The organism is Hydrogenophaga sp. 5NK40-0174 (assembly GCF_040372165.1).
Classification (GTDB): domain Bacteria; phylum Pseudomonadota; class Gammaproteobacteria; order Burkholderiales; family Burkholderiaceae_C; genus Hydrogenophaga.
Genome location: NZ_BAABWG010000002.1, coordinates 460,402 through 474,727 on the forward strand (window position 1 = coordinate 460,402; position 14,326 = coordinate 474,727).

Sequence of the window (14,326 nt, forward strand, 5' to 3'; positions counted from 1 at the left end):
GGATTTCTGAAGGCTCGCCCAAAACAGAACGGCCCGCGTGAGCGGGCCGTTGGAATCAGCTTGCCTGACACGGGCCCGGATGGGCCCACAGCCATTACTTGGCTTCTTCTTCGGTCGCGGCAGCAGCAGGCGCAGCCACCACTTCCTCGGCTGGCTCCACCACGGTAGCAACGGTGAGGTTGCTACGGCCGTGGGTCACGATCTTGATGCCGTCGGCGAGTTTGAGGTCGCCAGTGTGGATGGTGTCACCCTTGTTCACGGCAGACAGATCGACAGAGATGTGCTCAGGCAGCTGGGTGGCCAGGCACTCGATTTCGATGTCGGTCATGACGTGGTTGATCAGACACTTGTCGTCCTTGACAGCAGGCGAGTTCTCGGCGCCTTCGAAGTGCAGAGGCACTTTCTTGCGCAGGCGGGTCTTCTCGTCCACGCGCTGGAAGTCCACGTGCAGAGCAATAGGCTTGAACGGGTGGTACTGCACATCGCGCAGCAGAACCTTCTCAACCTTGCCGCCCAGTTCCATCTCGAGGATGGAGGCGTGGAAAGCTTCTTTCTTCAGGGCGTGCCACAGTGCGTTGTGGTCCAGCTCGATGGCGACGGGATCAGCATTGCCACCGAAAACGATGCCGGGGGCCTTGCCAGTGTTGCGCAGACGGCGGCTCGCACCCGTACCTTGCAGATTGCGCTCAAAAGCGACGAATTTCATGGTTTTACTCCTGTAGAGGGGTCCCGCGACCAGGACGCCTCAGTTGACAAGGGCCAAGCTTCCAGAGAAGGAGGCTCAACCCGCTCTTGATGCTGTCAGAAAAGGTTTTCCTGGTCAGCAAACAAACTCATGACCGACTCACCCGAAGCAATGCGCGCGATGGTTTCGGCCATCAGCGGTGCCACGGTAAGCTGGCGGATCTTGTCGCAGGCCTGGGCGGCTTGCGACAGGGGAATGGTGTTGGTCACAACGACTTCGTCCAGTGCCGTGCCCTTGGAGATGCGGTCGATGGCCGGGCCGGAGAAGATCGCATGCGTGCAGTAGGCGTACACATGCTTGGCGCCACGCTCCTTGAGCACTTCAGCGGCTTTGACCAGCGTGCCGGCGGTATCGATCATGTCGTCCATGATCACGCAGTTGCGGCCTTCGATGTCTCCGATCACGTGCATGACTTCCGACACGTTGGCCTTGGGGCGGCGCTTGTCGATGATGGCCATGTCGCAGTTGAGCTGCTTGGCCAGCGCACGTGCGCGCACCACACCACCGACGTCGGGCGAAACCACGAGCAGGTCGGAATAGGCCTTCTGGCGCAGGTCGCCCAGCAGCACTGGCGATGCATAAATGTTGTCGACCGGGATGTCAAAGAACCCCTGGATCTGGTCGGCGTGCAGGTCCATCGTGAGGACGCGGCTGACACCAACCGTTTGCAGCATGTTGGCCACCACCTTGGCCGAGATCGGCACGCGGCTGGAGCGCGGGCGGCGGTCCTGGCGGGCATAGCCGAAGTAGGGGATCACAGCGGAGATGGACACTGCCGATGCGCGCTTGAGTGCATCGACCATGATCAGCAATTCCATCAGGTTTTCGTTGGTCGGCGCGCATGTCGACTGCACAACGAAAACGTGCCGGGCGCGAACGTTTTGCGTGATCTCGACCGTGACCTCGCCATCCGAGAAGCGGCCCACATTGGCCGAACCCAGTTGGGTATTGAGATGTTGGGCGAGCTCCGCCGCCAGCACCGGATTGGCATTGCCGGTGAAGATCATGAAATCAGGGGGCTGAACTTGCATGGCGTTTTCGGCGAGCGGATTCATCAGCGAAAAAAGAGGCCGCCGATTTCTCTCTGGCGGCCTCGTCCGTACTTTGCGAAATAAATTTGGCAGGGGAGGAAGGATTCGAACCCTCGCATGCCGGAATCAAAATCCGGTGCCTTAACCAACTTGGCTACTCCCCTGCACAGGTTGCCCGACCCAACAAGTGACTCGAACCACCTCAATGCAGTTTGGCGTCTACCCTCTTTCCAGAGATGCGCAGACCTAGGATTCTAGTCTGAACACCAATGTCGCAGCGGATGAACTGCCAGATTGCAACACTCGCGTACTGTCCATCCCGGCGGTGCACTGGCCAGCGGTCTGTCATGCCCTCTTGGGGCAAACACCGCCGACCCCGATCCGGTCATTCGCCCTTTCAGCCCTTGCTCTCCCAGCCATTTGATGGCGTGATCGATCTCAGGGCACAACTCCCGGGCCACTGGCTCCATGTCGTTGTGTGCTTCAGCGAGCATTTGCTCTACATTCAGCGCCGGGCAAACGTCTGAAACAGTGTCGTTTGCAGCAAAGCCTGAGATTATAGCAGTTTTTGTGTTGCGCGCCAGCTTTTCTGAAGAGAAGATGGTTTTGGTGGACACGCCGTGGGCGGGTTTGACCACCACCCAGCGTTGCACGGGCAGGGTCACGGGCGTGATGCGTTCGCCGATTCCCTCCACCCAGGCGTTTTGCCCTGCAATGAAGAATGGCACATCTGCTCCTAGCCGCTGCCCCAGTTGCATCAGTTCCTGGCGCTTCATGCCCGTGCCCCACAAGCGGTTGAGTGCCAGAAGTGTTGTGGCTGCATCTGACGACCCGCCACCCATGCCCGCTTCGGCTGGCAGGTATTTGTGCAGCCGAATGTCGGCGCCAGCCTGCGTGCCGGTCACTTCTTTCAGCAGACGCGCTGCGCGCATGCACAAGTCGTTTTCGGGCAGGGCCAGGCTCCCGACGTCCTCGCGGCTGAGGGTGCCGTCATCCCTTCGTGTGAAGTCCAGCGAGTCGCCCCAGTCGATGAGCATGAAGACCGACTGAAGCAGGTGGTAGCCATCGTCGCGACGGCCAACCAGATGCAGGAACAGGTTGAGTTTTGCCGGTGCGGGAACCTGGTGCAGGCTTCGGCAGGCTGTTGTCATGGCTCGAAAACGAGTCGCAGTTCGGCGCGAGGCAATGGCTGGAGTCTGCGGGCGATGATGCGACCATCCGCGTGTCGACTGAGATCGGCCTGCCAGCCCGGTGCGTGATCGTTGGCTTGCCCTTTGAGCCAGTCAAACATGGCCTCGATGGGAAGTGGCGTACCGCTCATTGCTGCCGTCAGTTCCCTGAGGGTGGGGCGTATGACCACGTCATCTCCCTGTTGCCATTGGGCGCTTTGGGGACTCCAGGTCACCAGCGCAATCGTGCTGCCCAAGGGCGACGTCAGCCGGATCTCGCCGGATTCGGCATTTCCCCTGAGGTCGAACGCGGCCGAGTAGGCGTCGGGCGGCTCGCTCTCCACGCGCAAGGCGAGGCGGCCACTCCATACCGAGTTATCACTTTTCTGCGCTGGCACAGCGTCCGGCGCCTGCGGGCGGGTCATGCAGCCGGACGTGGCCACCGCAATGGCTGTGAGGAAACCCGCGACGAGCAGACGCCCCGCCGACCCGCGGGCTTCGGCCATTGAACTGGTCATGGGGTCACGTTCAGGCGGCGCAGCGTGGATTGCAGCGTTTCGTTGCCTCCTGCCTTGAGCAATGCCTGGCGCCACACTTTTCGGGCCTCTTCCTTCTGGCCCGCTGCCCAGAGCACTTCGCCCAGGTGGGCCGCAATCTCGACGTCCTGGCGCTGGGCGTAGGCTGCCTTGAGTATGCGAAGCGACTCCTCTGTCTTGCCCATGCGGAACAGCACCCAGCCCATGCTGTCCTGGATGTAAGCGTCGTCCGGCGCCAGCTCCAGCGCTTTCTGAATGAGGTCGCGCGCTTCGTCCAGCCGCTCGTTGCGGTCTGCCAGCGAGTAGCCCAGCGCGTTGTAGGCGTGATGGAAGTTGGGCTTGAGGCGAATGAGCTCCCGGAAGTGAGCTTCCATCTCTTTGGTCAAACCAGCCTTTTCTGCAGCGATGGCGTGCTCGTAGCGGAGATTTTCATCGTCCGGAAACTGCTGGACTGCTTCTCCGTAGACCTCGTAGGCCAGCTTCCACTGGCCGAAATCACGCAGCAACTGCGCTTCTGCGATCAGTTTGGTCCGCTCGCCAAGCTCTCCATTCGCAGGCTGGCTGCGAAGCAGGGCTCGGGCTTCGGTCATGCGGCCTTGCCTTGCCAGCAGGGAGGCCCGGCGCATCTGGGCCGCCAGGATGTCATCTGCGTTGTCGACCTTGGCCAGCCAGGCCTGGGCGTCATCAAGCTTGCCGGCTTCCTCGTCCATCTGTGCCATGAGCAGGTAGGCCTGGGTCAGCCCCTGGCGCGCACGGGAGGTCTTGACCTTTTCAGACAGTTTGATGAAGGTCTGCACGGCCTCTCTTGCCTGGTCGGGGTGGCCAGCCTGCTGCTCCAGCGTGCCCAGCAGCAACCATGGGTCTGGGCGCTCCGGCTGCTCGGTGGTCAGTGCGCGAAGCAGCGGGATGGCCTCTTTTTCGCGGTTGATGTCCATGAGCACGCGCGCATAGGCCATCGGTACGACAGGCTCCTCTGCCTTGTTGCGTTCCTGCAGCTGCCGAAGCACGATGGCCTCGGCATCCGGGATTTTGGCCTCCATCAGTTCCAGAGCCAGGAGGGCAGGGAACGGTGAGGCAGGGTCGGACGCATGCCCTTTGCGGGCGGCTTCCAAAGCCTGGTCCTTGTCTTCAGCCGCAAGCGCCATCCGGCCAAGCGAGGTCCAGGCCGCTGCTGTGTAGGCCTTTTGCTCCAGGTAAGGCTTCAACGCCTGCCGGACAGCTTTGGCCGCTTCCTTCTGGCTGCGCGTGCGGTTGAACACCTGTGGAATCGAGTTGATGGTGTCGACCAACTCTTCTTGCGGAGTGAGGCGCAAAATGGCCTTCAGGCTGGGGGCTGTCTGCTCGATCCGGTTGAGAGCCAGCAGGATTTGCAGGACGAAGCGGTGGGCTTCCACGGAGTCCTTGAGATCGTCTCGCCATTGCTGTGCGGCCTGTAGCGCGGATTCGCCGCTGCGGGCCTGCAATGCAATCTCGACCGCCCGGCGGTACAACTGCTCGCTGTGGTGACGGCGGGCACCGTCCAGAATCAGCGAAAAGGAAGAGCCAGGGTCGCCGTCCTGAAGCTTGAGTTCGCCAAGCAGCAATTGATAGAACAGCGGGCCATCAAGTGTTGAGTTGTTGGCCGCCTCCGTGGCAGGTTCGGTTGACTGTGCAACGGCCTGAACGTCGGCCTGTGCCAGACTCGCGCAACTCACGCCCGAGACGACGGCGGCCACCAAGAGGCGTCGCACGGGCCGGAACACCAGGGTATAGGGAGAGTTTTTGCGCGCGTGGGTCATCGGCTCATGATAATGGAATGCGTTGGCTTGCAGGGTCGGATCGCTTCGACGTCCAGTCGTTCCCTGAGGGCTTGAAATATGTCTGAAAGCAAGGTGCCGCAGTCATGCCGGAATTGCCTGAGGTAGAGGTCACTCGCCGCGGAATCGAGCCCACGCTCAAGGGGGCCAGGATCGTGTCTTTCGAGATGGGCAAACCGTTGCGCTGGCCCCTGGGCATTGCCCCTGCGCGACTTATCTCCCGCACCATTGAACACGTCGGACGGCGCGGGAAATTCCTTGTGCTTGAGCTTGATGAAGGCATTTTGCTCATTCATCTGGGCATGTCTGGCAGCCTTGAAGTCGGAACGCAACTTCCCCCCAGGGGCATACACGACCATCTTGAGGTGCGGACCACAGCAGGCATGCTGCGTCTTCACGATCCGCGGCGTTTTGGCGCGGTGGTGTACGCAGACAGTCTGGAAGCAGCCGAGGCCGTCAAACTGCTGGGTGGGCTGGGCGTGGAACCGCTGACACCTGCATTTGCGGCCGGCTCTTTTCATGCGGCGCTTAGGCAGCGGCGGGCACCCATCAAACAAGTGTTGCTTGCGGGAGACATTGTCGTTGGTGTCGGCAATATCTATGCGTCGGAGGCGCTGTTCATGGCGGGGATACGCCCCACCGTCGCCGCCAACCGCATCAGTGGGCCGCGAGCCGCCCGCCTGCATCAGGCCATCGTCACTGTGCTGGAGCGGGCAGTCCGTGCGGGGGGCAGCACTTTGCGCGACTTCAAGGCCAGTGATGGACAGCTGGGCTACTTCCAGCTCGATGCAGCGGTTTATGGTCGCGACGGGCAGCTGTGCCGGGTATGTGGCACCACCATTCGCCACATCAGGCAGGGACAGCGCAGCACGTTTTATTGCCCACAGTGCCAGAAGCACTGATTTTTCAGGTTGCCGATGCTATATTGACTTGATCCGGGCCTGTCCGCGCTTTTTTCCGAGATGCGTTGCAGACCCAAAAGGCCATATCAAGAAAGCGTTGCAATGCCTGGCCGGGGCCGTCCCCGGCGAGGGTTTGCCGCAATGAGCATGGTTTTTTTGGATCGCAACCCGTCGGGATGGAGTGTGGCGTGGCGCCATTTTTTGTTGCCCCCTGGTTCAGACAGCTTGTCTGACCATTGTTACGCGCCTCGATTGGCGCCGTTTCCCGCCCATTCGCACTTGTAGATCATGGTGTGAGGAGGCCCTTGAGGAAATACCTGTCATGAGCTTTAACCTGGAACTGGATGAACATGGTGCCTGGCGCAAACAGTTTGCGTTGCGCCTGAAGCTGCTCTCCGAGTGGCTGGCAGACCACGACCTGATGGAGCCCGGTGTCCGGGACCGCCTTGACCAGCTGCATGGCCTGGTCAAGAACGACAAGATCATGGTGGCCTTTGTGGCCGAGTTCTCCCGGGGCAAGTCGGAGCTCATCAACGCGGTGTTCTTTGCCGGCTATGGGCGTCGCATCATGCCGGCGAGCGCAGGACGCACGACGATGTGTCCGACCGAACTGGGCTATGACGCCGATGTTCCGCCCTGCATCCGCCTGCTGCCCATCGAGACACGGCTGCAGCAGACGTCGCTTCTGGACTGGCGCAATGCGCCGCACAAGTGGGAGCGGCTCGATCTGGACGTCAATGACCCGGACCAGCTCTCGCAGGTCATTCAGAAAGTCGCCGAGATTCGTCGCGTCACCAAGGATGAAGCGCGGGCACTGGGCTTCTGGAACGACGAGATGCCGGACGAGAACCCGCTGCCGGCGGCAGACGGAATGATCGAGGTGCCCAAGTGGCGTCACGCTCTCATCAACATGGCGCACCCACTGCTCAAGCAGGGGCTGGTCATTCTGGACACGCCAGGCCTCAACGCCATTGGCGCCGAACCCGAGCTGACGGTGAGCCTGTTGCCCCAGGCGCATGCGGTGGTGTTCATTCTGGGTGCCGACACTGGCGTGACCAAATCCGATCTGGCCATCTGGCGGCAGCACTTGTGCGCACTGGGCGAAGGACAGGAGTCCCGGCTGGTGGTGCTCAACAAGATTGACACCATGTGGGACGAGATGAGCACCAAGGAGCAGGTGCAGTTGCAGATCAGCTCACAGCGAAGCGATTCAGCCGAGATTCTCAACCTCGACCCGTCCCAGGTGCTGGCCGTCTCGGCGCAAAAAGGCTTGCTGGCCAAGGTCAACGGCGACAAGAAGCTGCTCGAAGACAGTCGCCTTCTCGAGCTGGAGGCGGCTTTGGGCGATGGATTGCTGGGCCAGCGTCGTCGCATTCTGCAAGCCTCCGTGTCCAACGGTATTCACGCCTTGCGCCAGGAAACCAACCAGCTGGTGCGCACGCGCAACCGTGAACTGGTGGAGCAGATTCAGGAACTGGAAGGTTTGCGCGGCAAGAACGTGGGCGTGATCAAGCAAATGCGTTTGCGCATCGAGCAAGAGCAGGCTGACTTCGACGCCAGTGGCGCCAAGATCCAGGCCGTGCGCTCCGTGCACCTGCGTTTGCTGCGTGATCTGTTTGCCCTGCTCAGCAGTTCTCACCTTAAGGTGGTGGTCTCCGAGCTGGCGCATACGCTCAAGCAGCCTGGTATCAAGCTTCGCGTTCGCCGTGCCTACAGCCATACCTTCGGCCGCCTGCGCTCGGATCTGGAGCGTGCCAAGGAACTGGTGGGCGAGATTCAGGCCATGCTGGAGGCGAGTTTCAAGAACCTCAACGCCCAGTACGGCTTCTCCCTGCAGGCGCCGATCGCGCCTGATGTGGCACGCTATGTGGAAGACCTCAACCAGATTGAACACAGCCACCTGCAGTATCTCAGCCTGGGCAATTCGCTTCGTCTGGCTCAGCCCGAATTCGCGGAACGCCTCACGCGTGCACTCACCAGTCGTTTGCGTGGCGTGTACGAAGGCGTGGTCAACGAGATCGAACTGTGGAACAAGTCTGCCGCTTCGCAGATTGATGCGCAGCTGCGAGAGCGCCGTCGCAATTTCAGCCGGCGCATTGAAGCGGTCTCGAGAATTCAGCAGGCTGCCGGTGGACTTGATGAGCGCATTGGTGAACTGCAAGGCGCTCAGAGCGAGCTGAACATGCTCGACGCCAAGCTGGCAGACCTCACTGCTCAACTGCTTGCGCCGGCTGAAGGCGAAGCGCAAGCAGCAGCCACTGCCACTGCATGAGCCGGGCGCCGGCCCGGGGTGGCCGGTTTGCCCACCGATTGATCCAATGGCAGCGAGCCCACGGCCGGCACGATCTGCCGTGGCAAAACACGCGCGACCCTTACCGTGTCTGGCTGTCGGAAGTCATGTTGCAGCAGACGCAGGTCAGCACTGTGCTGGGCTACTACGGACGCTTTCTGGAGCGCTTTCCTGACGTTGGGTCGCTGGCGGCCGCATCTGAAGACGAAGTTCTGGCCTTGTGGAGTGGTCTGGGCTATTACAGCCGCGCGCGCAATCTGCATCGCTGCGCAAAGACTGTCGTTGAAGAGCATCATGGACGGTTTCCTGACTCGTCCGAGGCGCTGGTCAAGCTGCCGGGTATCGGTGAATCGACGGCAGCAGCCATTGCCGCTTTCTGCTTTGGCGAACGCGTGTCCATTCTGGATGGCAATGTTCGACGCGTCATCACACGCTGGCTGGCTTTCGAAGATGACCTGAGCAAGCCCGCTGCCATGCGGGCTCTTTGGGCCGAGGCTCAGGCCCTGTTGCCTGGCTCGCCCAAGGCCGAAGACATGATGGCCTATACGCAAGGCCTCATGGATCTGGGCGCAACCGTCTGCACGAGGAACAAACCCTTGTGCGGAAAGTGTCCCCTGTCGAGCGATTGCCTAGGGCTGGCTGGCGGAGATCCCGCCCGCTTTCCGGTGCGCACGCGCAAGCTCAAGCGACAGCAGGTGCGCTGGTACCTGCTGGTACGGCTCGCGACGTTTGATGATGCCCGGGACGTGCGGGTATGGCTCGAGAAGCGACCGGCCAAAGGTATCTGGGCGTCACTCCAGAGTGTGCCGGTGTTCGAAGATCTGGAGGCATTGGAGGCGCATGTTCAGGCGCTGGGCGAACCCGGCGATGAACGGGAAGTGTGGCCGCCGTTCACCCACGTGCTCACACACAGGGATCTTTACCTGATGCCCCATGTACTGCGCCTCAGAAGCCTGCCAACGCTGGAAGGAGCGGGGCAGTGGGTGGCTTTGTCGGCACTGGAGACGGTGGGTTTGCCGGCGCCCATCCGGGGGATATTGCAACGGCTGCCGGAGGCTCCGGGTCAAGGCCAGGACCTGGCAACCTGAGCCTCCCTGAGGCCCTTCAGTGCCCGTTGGCGCCGGGCCAGGTGTCGGCTTCGCGATGCCTCAGGTGGGTGGTCCATTTGGGCGCAAAGCGCTGGACGAGTTGCTCCACCAGGTACACCGATCTGTGCTGGCCGCCGGTACAACCGACGGCCACCGTGACATAACTGCGGTGGTCCTCCGCCATCTTGGGCAGCCAGTCGTTCAGGAAGCGGGCAATGTCCTCTTCCATCCGTCGCACGTCATTTTGCTCGGACAGAAAGCTGGCCACTGGCTCGTCGCGACCCGACATGGGGCGCAGGACAGGGTCGTAGTGAGGGTTGGGTAGCATGCGTGCGTCAAACACGAAGTCCGCGTCGGTCGGCACGCCGCGCTTGAAGGCAAAGGATTCAAACACCAGGGTGAGCGAGGTGTGGCCGGTGCCCAGGACGCGTTTGATGTGGCTGCGCAGTTGCGCGGGGCGGATCAGACTGGTGTCGAGCACCAGTGCCTGCTCGCGCAGGTCTGCCAGCATGTCACGCTCTTGCTCGATGGCTTCGACCAGTGCGCCACGTTGCACGTCGTCGGGCTTGAGCGAGAGCGGATGGCGCCGGCGCGTCTCGGAAAACCGCCGCACCAGGGTGTCAGTGTCTGCATCGAGGAACAGGGTGGTCAGTCGAACCTGCCGGCCTGGGCCATCCTTGAGGGCCTGCAGCTGGGCCGGCAGGCGTGGCAGCGAGGAGCCGCTGCGCGCGTCCACGGCGATGGCGACCTTCTCGACCTGGTGGGTTTGTTCCAGGGCGATGAAATCGTCCAGCAAATCTGGCGGCAAGTTGTCAACGCAGTAGTAGCCCAAGTCCTCCAGCGCCGTCAGCGCGATGGATTTGCCCGACCCCGACAGGCCGGTGACGAGCACCAGGTCGATCGGCATGTCGGAGCTGACAACTTCAAACATGGTGATCAGGTCTCCAGCAGTTCGCGGGCATGGGCCATGGATGCCTGTGACGATGCGCTGCCGCCGAGCATGCGCGCCAATTCGGTCACACGGGCTTCATGGTCAATGGGTTGAACGGTACTCAGCGTCTGGCCCGACACGGACCTCTTGGATACCAGCAAGTGCTGGTTGGCGCAGGCGGCCACTTGCGCGAGGTGGGTCACGGCCAGTACCTGGCGGTCGGCACCCAGCTGCCGCAGCAACCGGCCCACGGTGTGGGCGACCTCGCCACCGATACCGGAATCGACTTCGTCAAAAATCAGTGTCGGTGCCTGGCCCAGCTGACTGGTGACGACGGAGATGGCCAGCGCGATACGCGAAAGCTCGCCGCCGGATGCCACTTTGGCCACCGGGCGTGCCGTGACACCGGCGTGTCCGGCGACGCGGAATTCGACGGCCTCCGAACCCGAGGCTTGTGGCTCGGCCAGCGGCAGCAATGCGACTTCAAAACTGCCGCCAGCCATGCCCAGGTCCTGCATGGCTTCAGTGACGGCCTTGCTCAGCCGTGGAGCGGCCTTCTTGCGCTGTGTCGTCAACGCCTTGAGTTCTGTGTCAAAGGCCTTTCTTGCCTTGGCCTCCGCTGCCTGAAGTTGCTCCAGATCCAGGGCCTGGTCTACCTGCGTCAGCTCCGTCTTCCATTGGGTCAACAGCGCTGGCAACTCTTCCGGCTGGCGCCGAAACCGGCGCGCCAGAGACATCCAGAGGGACAGTCGCTCGTCCAGCGCCTGCAGGTCGGATGGGTCGAGATCGCCGTCGCGGTCGAAGTGGCGCAGGGAATGGACCGTGTCTTCGACCTGCGCCAGGGCGCTCTCCAGCGCTTCAACTGCGCTGGCAAAGCCGGGTTCGATGGCGGCGTGCTCCTTCAGGCGCGCAATGGCGTCAGACAGGCGCGCACTGGCGCCACCATCGTCGCCATCGAGCGCCTCGACAGAGGCCATGGCCGCTTCGACCAGTGACTGCGCGTTCGCCAGTCGCGCGTGTTGCTGGTTGAGTCCATCCCACTCGTCGTCAGCCGGTGCGAGTTGCTCCAGCTCGTTGATCTGCCAGGCCAGGCGCTCGCTGTCCTGCTGCAAGGTGGCCTGTTGCTCTCGCGCCTGCGCCAGTGCCAGGTGGTGATGTCGCCATTGCGCATGTGCTTTGGCTGCCGGACCGGCATCGATGTCGCCGTAGGCGTCGAGCAGACTGCGCACCGTATCGGCGCGGGTCAGGCTTTGCCAGGCGTGCTGGCCATGAATGTCCACCAGTTGTTCAGCCAGATCTCGCAGTTGTGCCATGGTGGCCGCGCTGCCGTTGACCCACGCCCGGCTGCGGCCGTCGGCGTCGATCGTTCTCCGGATCAGTAGCGAATCCTCTTCGGTGAAGCCGTGGGCGTCCAGCAGCGGGCGGAGCGCATCAGCCATGTCGAACTCTGCGGTGATCTCGCAACGGCTGGCACCCTCTCGCACCACGCCTGCATCAGCCCGGGCGCCCAGGACCAGTTGCAAGGCGTCAATCAGGATGGACTTGCCTGCGCCGGTCTCTCCGGTGAGCACGCCGAATCCGCCAGACAGATCCAGGTCCAGACTTTGCACGATAACGAAATCTTGCAGGGCAATGCGGCGGAGGCTCATGATGCAAAGGAGTAAAACGCGTCCTGTCAGCCGGGCAGGTCAAGTGCCTGACAGACAAATCAAATGCGTATTGTGGCAAGAAACGATGCCGTTTTTGCGACAGCCCTCAGCCGAATGTCGATGATGCCGGGTTTGAGAGGGTTCAGTGACCCTCGTTCCAGTGCAGTTTCTTGCGCAGGGTATCGAAATAGCTCCAGCCGACAGGGTGAAGCAGGCGCAGGGCGTGTGGTGATCGGCGCACAACGATACGGTCGCCATGCATCAGGCTGGCGAACGAGTGCATGTCAAAGTTGGCGCTGGCGTCCTTGCCTGCGACCACCTCCATGGCAATCTCGCGATCAGACGGGAGGACCACCGGGCGGTTGGACAGCGTGTGTGGTGCGATAGGGACCATGACCCAGCCGGGAATACCCGGGTGCATCATGGGGCCGCCGGCAGAAAGCGCATAGGCAGTCGAGCCCGTGGGTGAGGCAATGATCAGACCGTCAGCACGCTGGTTGGCCACAAAATGACCGTCCACCTCCACGCGCAGCTCGATCATGCTGGCTGCACCGCCGCGGTTGACAACCACATCGTTGAGGGCTGTTGCCCTGAATTCACAGTGGCCATCCCGCCAGACAGCGGCGTCCATCAGCGCACGGCTGTCTTCCTCGTATTCGCCTCTGAGGATGGAGGTCAGGCTTTCCTGGTAGCTATCGAGCGGGATATCCGTGATGAAGCCCAGGCGGCCCTGGTTGATCCCGACCAGGGGAATGCCTTCTTCAGCCATCTGACGGCCGACGCCCAGCATGGTGCCGTCCCCACCGACCACCAGTGCCAGGTCGCAGCATTTGCCGATGGACTTGAGCGGGATGGCCGAATAGCTGGACAGCCCCGTGCTGTGGGCAGTTTCCTCTTCCAGCGATACTTCGCAGCCCAGGTCCATCAAGGTGTGGGCGATGGCGTCCACGGCGTCGCGGGAGCCGGGCGCCTGAAACTTGCCAATGATGGCCACATGGCCGAACTTCAGCCCTGAACGGGGTGCAGCAGATGGGGTCGGGGCGCCTGGGGCTTTTGACATGCGCAAATTACAACATAGAGCGCCGGCCCCGGCGTGTACTCGCTATCCCTTGTGCGTCAATGGCCGGAAACAGGCGAGGGCTTCGTAAAATGGCGTCATGCTGGATGACCGCTCCAAATTGCTGCTCAAGACGCTGGTCGAGCGCTATATCGCCGACGGCCAGCCCGTTGGATCGCGCACGCTTTCCAAGGAGGCCGGCCTTGAGCTTTCGCCAGCCACCATTCGCAACGTCATGAGCGACTTGGAGGAGCTGGGTCTGATTGTCAGCCCGCATACTTCGGCCGGACGGGTGCCGACAGCGCGTGGTTACCGTTTGTTTGTAGACACCATGCTCACAGCGCGCCGGGACGATGCGCGAATCCAGGGCTTTTCGTCCTCTGGCATTGAGCAGGGTCAGCCGGGGCGGGTGATCAACCATGCCGCCCAGCTGCTGTCCAATCTCTCACAGTTTGTGGGTGTTGTCATGGCGCCGCGCCGGACCACTGTTTTTCGACATATCGAATTCCTCAGCCTGTCGGAGCGGCGGGTGCTGGTGATACTTGTATCGCCGGAAGGGGAAGTCCAGAACCGCATCATTCACACTGAGAGCGATTTCGATCAATCCCAGCTGGTGGAAGCGGCCAACTACTTCAATGCGCATTACGCGGGGCTCGATATCGAGGCTGTGCGGGAGCGCCTGAAGCAGGAACTGGACGCTTTGCGAGGAGAAATCGCCGACCTGATGCGGGCGGCCGTGGACGTGGGCTCTGAAGCTGACAGCGAGAACGACAAGGTGGTCGTTGCCGGCGAACGAAACCTGCTGTCGGTCAACGAGTTTTCACGCGACATGGACAACCTGCGCCGCATGTTCGACATGTTCGAGCAGAAAGCCCAGCTGGCCCGTTTGCTGGACGTCTCCAATCAGGCAGAAGGCGTGCGCATCTATATTGGTGGCGAGAGCCAGGTTGTGCCGTTCGAGGATTTGTCAGTGGTCAGCGCGCCATACGAAGTCGACGGGCAGGTCGTGGGGACGCTGGGCGTGATCGGGCCGCAGCGAATGGCCTACGACCGCATGATCGAAATCGTCGACGTCACGTCCAAACTGGTCAGCAACGCGCTCAGCCACGGCGGCAAGTCCTGAGGGCCCTTC

General features: G+C 61.9%; 12 protein-coding genes and 1 tRNA gene. 4 read left to right on the plus strand and 9 right to left on the minus strand.

Annotation, left to right across the window (positions count from 1 at the left end):
• Positions 1 to 94: 94 nt before the first annotated feature.
• The 6 genes from ABWV89_RS07840 to ABWV89_RS07865 all read right to left on the minus strand — a co-directional run bounded on the left by ABWV89_RS07840 (position 95) and on the right by ABWV89_RS07865 (position 5,259).
• On the minus strand, positions 95 to 706 hold the full coding sequence (locus ABWV89_RS07840; RefSeq protein WP_353395674.1) for a 50S ribosomal protein L25/general stress protein Ctc: 612 nt from the start codon (positions 704 to 706) through the stop codon (positions 95 to 97).
• 95 nt (positions 707 to 801) lie between these two features.
• A complete protein-coding gene (locus ABWV89_RS07845; RefSeq protein ID WP_353395675.1) occupies positions 802 to 1,776 on the minus strand; it encodes a ribose-phosphate pyrophosphokinase in 975 nt (324 codons plus the stop codon).
• An 87-nt stretch (positions 1,777 to 1,863) separates the two neighbouring features.
• Positions 1,864 to 1,940: transfer RNA gene (locus ABWV89_RS07850), tRNA-Gln, on the minus strand.
• 90 nt (positions 1,941 to 2,030) lie between these two features.
• Positions 2,031 to 2,927, minus strand: coding sequence for a 4-(cytidine 5'-diphospho)-2-C-methyl-D-erythritol kinase (gene ispE / locus ABWV89_RS07855; protein WP_353395677.1), 897 nt, complete (start codon positions 2,925 to 2,927; stop codon positions 2,031 to 2,033).
• Positions 2,924 to 3,463 carry a lipoprotein insertase outer membrane protein LolB gene (locus ABWV89_RS07860; RefSeq protein ID WP_353395678.1) on the minus strand — a complete coding sequence of 180 codons (540 nt, stop codon included), beginning with the start codon at positions 3,461 to 3,463 and terminating at the stop codon, positions 2,924 to 2,926. Before ABWV89_RS07860 ends, ispE begins: the two co-directional genes overlap by 4 nt.
• A complete protein-coding gene (locus ABWV89_RS07865) occupies positions 3,460 to 5,259 on the minus strand; it encodes a tetratricopeptide repeat protein (RefSeq protein WP_353395679.1) in 1,800 nt (599 codons plus the stop codon). Before ABWV89_RS07865 ends, ABWV89_RS07860 begins: the two co-directional genes overlap by 4 nt.
• 104 nt (positions 5,260 to 5,363) lie before the next feature.
• On the opposite strand from ABWV89_RS07865, the gene mutM reads away from it, so the two are divergent.
• The 3 genes from mutM (at position 5,364) to mutY (ending at position 9,557) form a co-directional block, all read left to right on the plus strand.
• Complete coding sequence (mutM, locus tag ABWV89_RS07870) at positions 5,364 to 6,179, plus strand: bifunctional DNA-formamidopyrimidine glycosylase/DNA-(apurinic or apyrimidinic site) lyase (RefSeq protein WP_353395680.1); 816 nt, start codon at positions 5,364 to 5,366, stop codon at positions 6,177 to 6,179.
• Positions 6,180 to 6,501: 322 nt separating this feature from the next.
• Positions 6,502 to 8,451 carry a dynamin family protein gene (locus tag ABWV89_RS07875; protein WP_353395682.1) on the plus strand — a complete coding sequence of 650 codons (1,950 nt, stop codon included), beginning with the start codon at positions 6,502 to 6,504 and terminating at the stop codon, positions 8,449 to 8,451.
• A complete protein-coding gene (gene mutY / locus ABWV89_RS07880) occupies positions 8,448 to 9,557 on the plus strand; it encodes an A/G-specific adenine glycosylase (RefSeq protein ID WP_353395683.1) in 1,110 nt (369 codons plus the stop codon). Before ABWV89_RS07875 ends, mutY begins: the two co-directional genes overlap by 4 nt.
• Before the next feature lie 16 nt (positions 9,558 to 9,573).
• On the opposite strand, the gene rapZ is transcribed toward mutY, so the two are convergent.
• The 3 genes from rapZ to ABWV89_RS07895 all read right to left on the minus strand — a co-directional run bounded on the left by rapZ (position 9,574) and on the right by ABWV89_RS07895 (position 13,197).
• Entirely contained in the window at positions 9,574 to 10,464 is an 891-nt protein-coding gene (gene rapZ, locus ABWV89_RS07885; protein WP_353396063.1) for an RNase adapter RapZ, read from the minus strand.
• Positions 10,465 to 10,493: 29 nt separating this feature from the next.
• Complete coding sequence (gene recN, locus ABWV89_RS07890; RefSeq protein WP_353395684.1) at positions 10,494 to 12,137, minus strand: DNA repair protein RecN; 1,644 nt, start codon at positions 12,135 to 12,137, stop codon at positions 10,494 to 10,496.
• 142 nt (positions 12,138 to 12,279) lie between these two features.
• Complete coding sequence (locus ABWV89_RS07895) at positions 12,280 to 13,197, minus strand: NAD kinase (RefSeq protein WP_353395686.1); 918 nt, start codon at positions 13,195 to 13,197, stop codon at positions 12,280 to 12,282.
• A 97-nt stretch (positions 13,198 to 13,294) separates the two neighbouring features.
• Between ABWV89_RS07895 and hrcA the strand changes: the two genes are divergently transcribed.
• Entirely contained in the window at positions 13,295 to 14,317 is a 1,023-nt protein-coding gene (gene hrcA / locus ABWV89_RS07900; protein WP_353395688.1) for a heat-inducible transcriptional repressor HrcA, read from the plus strand.
• Positions 14,318 to 14,326 lie beyond the last annotated feature (9 nt).

What these genes read in the sequence shown, in the direction of transcription:
- ABWV89_RS07840 (WP_353395674.1), bottom strand. Translation starts at nt 706, where the DNA reads ATGAAATTCGTCGCTTTTGAGCGCAATCTGCAAGGTACGGGTGCGAGC.
- ABWV89_RS07845 (WP_353395675.1), bottom strand. Translation starts at nt 1,776, where the DNA reads ATGCAAGTTCAGCCCCCTGATTTCATGATCTTCACCGGCAATGCCAAT.
- ispE (WP_353395677.1), bottom strand. Translation starts at nt 2,927, where the DNA reads ATGACAACAGCCTGCCGAAGCCTGCACCAGGTTCCCGCACCGGCAAAA.
- ABWV89_RS07860 (WP_353395678.1), bottom strand. Translation starts at nt 3,463, where the DNA reads ATGACCAGTTCAATGGCCGAAGCCCGCGGGTCGGCGGGGCGTCTGCTC.
- ABWV89_RS07865 (WP_353395679.1), bottom strand. Translation starts at nt 5,259, where the DNA reads ATGACCCACGCGCGCAAAAACTCTCCCTATACCCTGGTGTTCCGGCCC.
- mutM (WP_353395680.1), top strand. Translation starts at nt 5,364, where the DNA reads ATGCCGGAATTGCCTGAGGTAGAGGTCACTCGCCGCGGAATCGAGCCC.
- ABWV89_RS07875 (WP_353395682.1), top strand. Translation starts at nt 6,502, where the DNA reads ATGAGCTTTAACCTGGAACTGGATGAACATGGTGCCTGGCGCAAACAG.
- mutY (WP_353395683.1), top strand. Translation starts at nt 8,448, where the DNA reads ATGAGCCGGGCGCCGGCCCGGGGTGGCCGGTTTGCCCACCGATTGATC.
- rapZ (WP_353396063.1), bottom strand. Translation starts at nt 10,464, where the DNA reads ATGCCGATCGACCTGGTGCTCGTCACCGGCCTGTCGGGGTCGGGCAAA.
- recN (WP_353395684.1), bottom strand. Translation starts at nt 12,137, where the DNA reads ATGAGCCTCCGCCGCATTGCCCTGCAAGATTTCGTTATCGTGCAAAGT.
- ABWV89_RS07895 (WP_353395686.1), bottom strand. Translation starts at nt 13,197, where the DNA reads ATGTCAAAAGCCCCAGGCGCCCCGACCCCATCTGCTGCACCCCGTTCA.
- hrcA (WP_353395688.1), top strand. Translation starts at nt 13,295, where the DNA reads ATGCTGGATGACCGCTCCAAATTGCTGCTCAAGACGCTGGTCGAGCGC.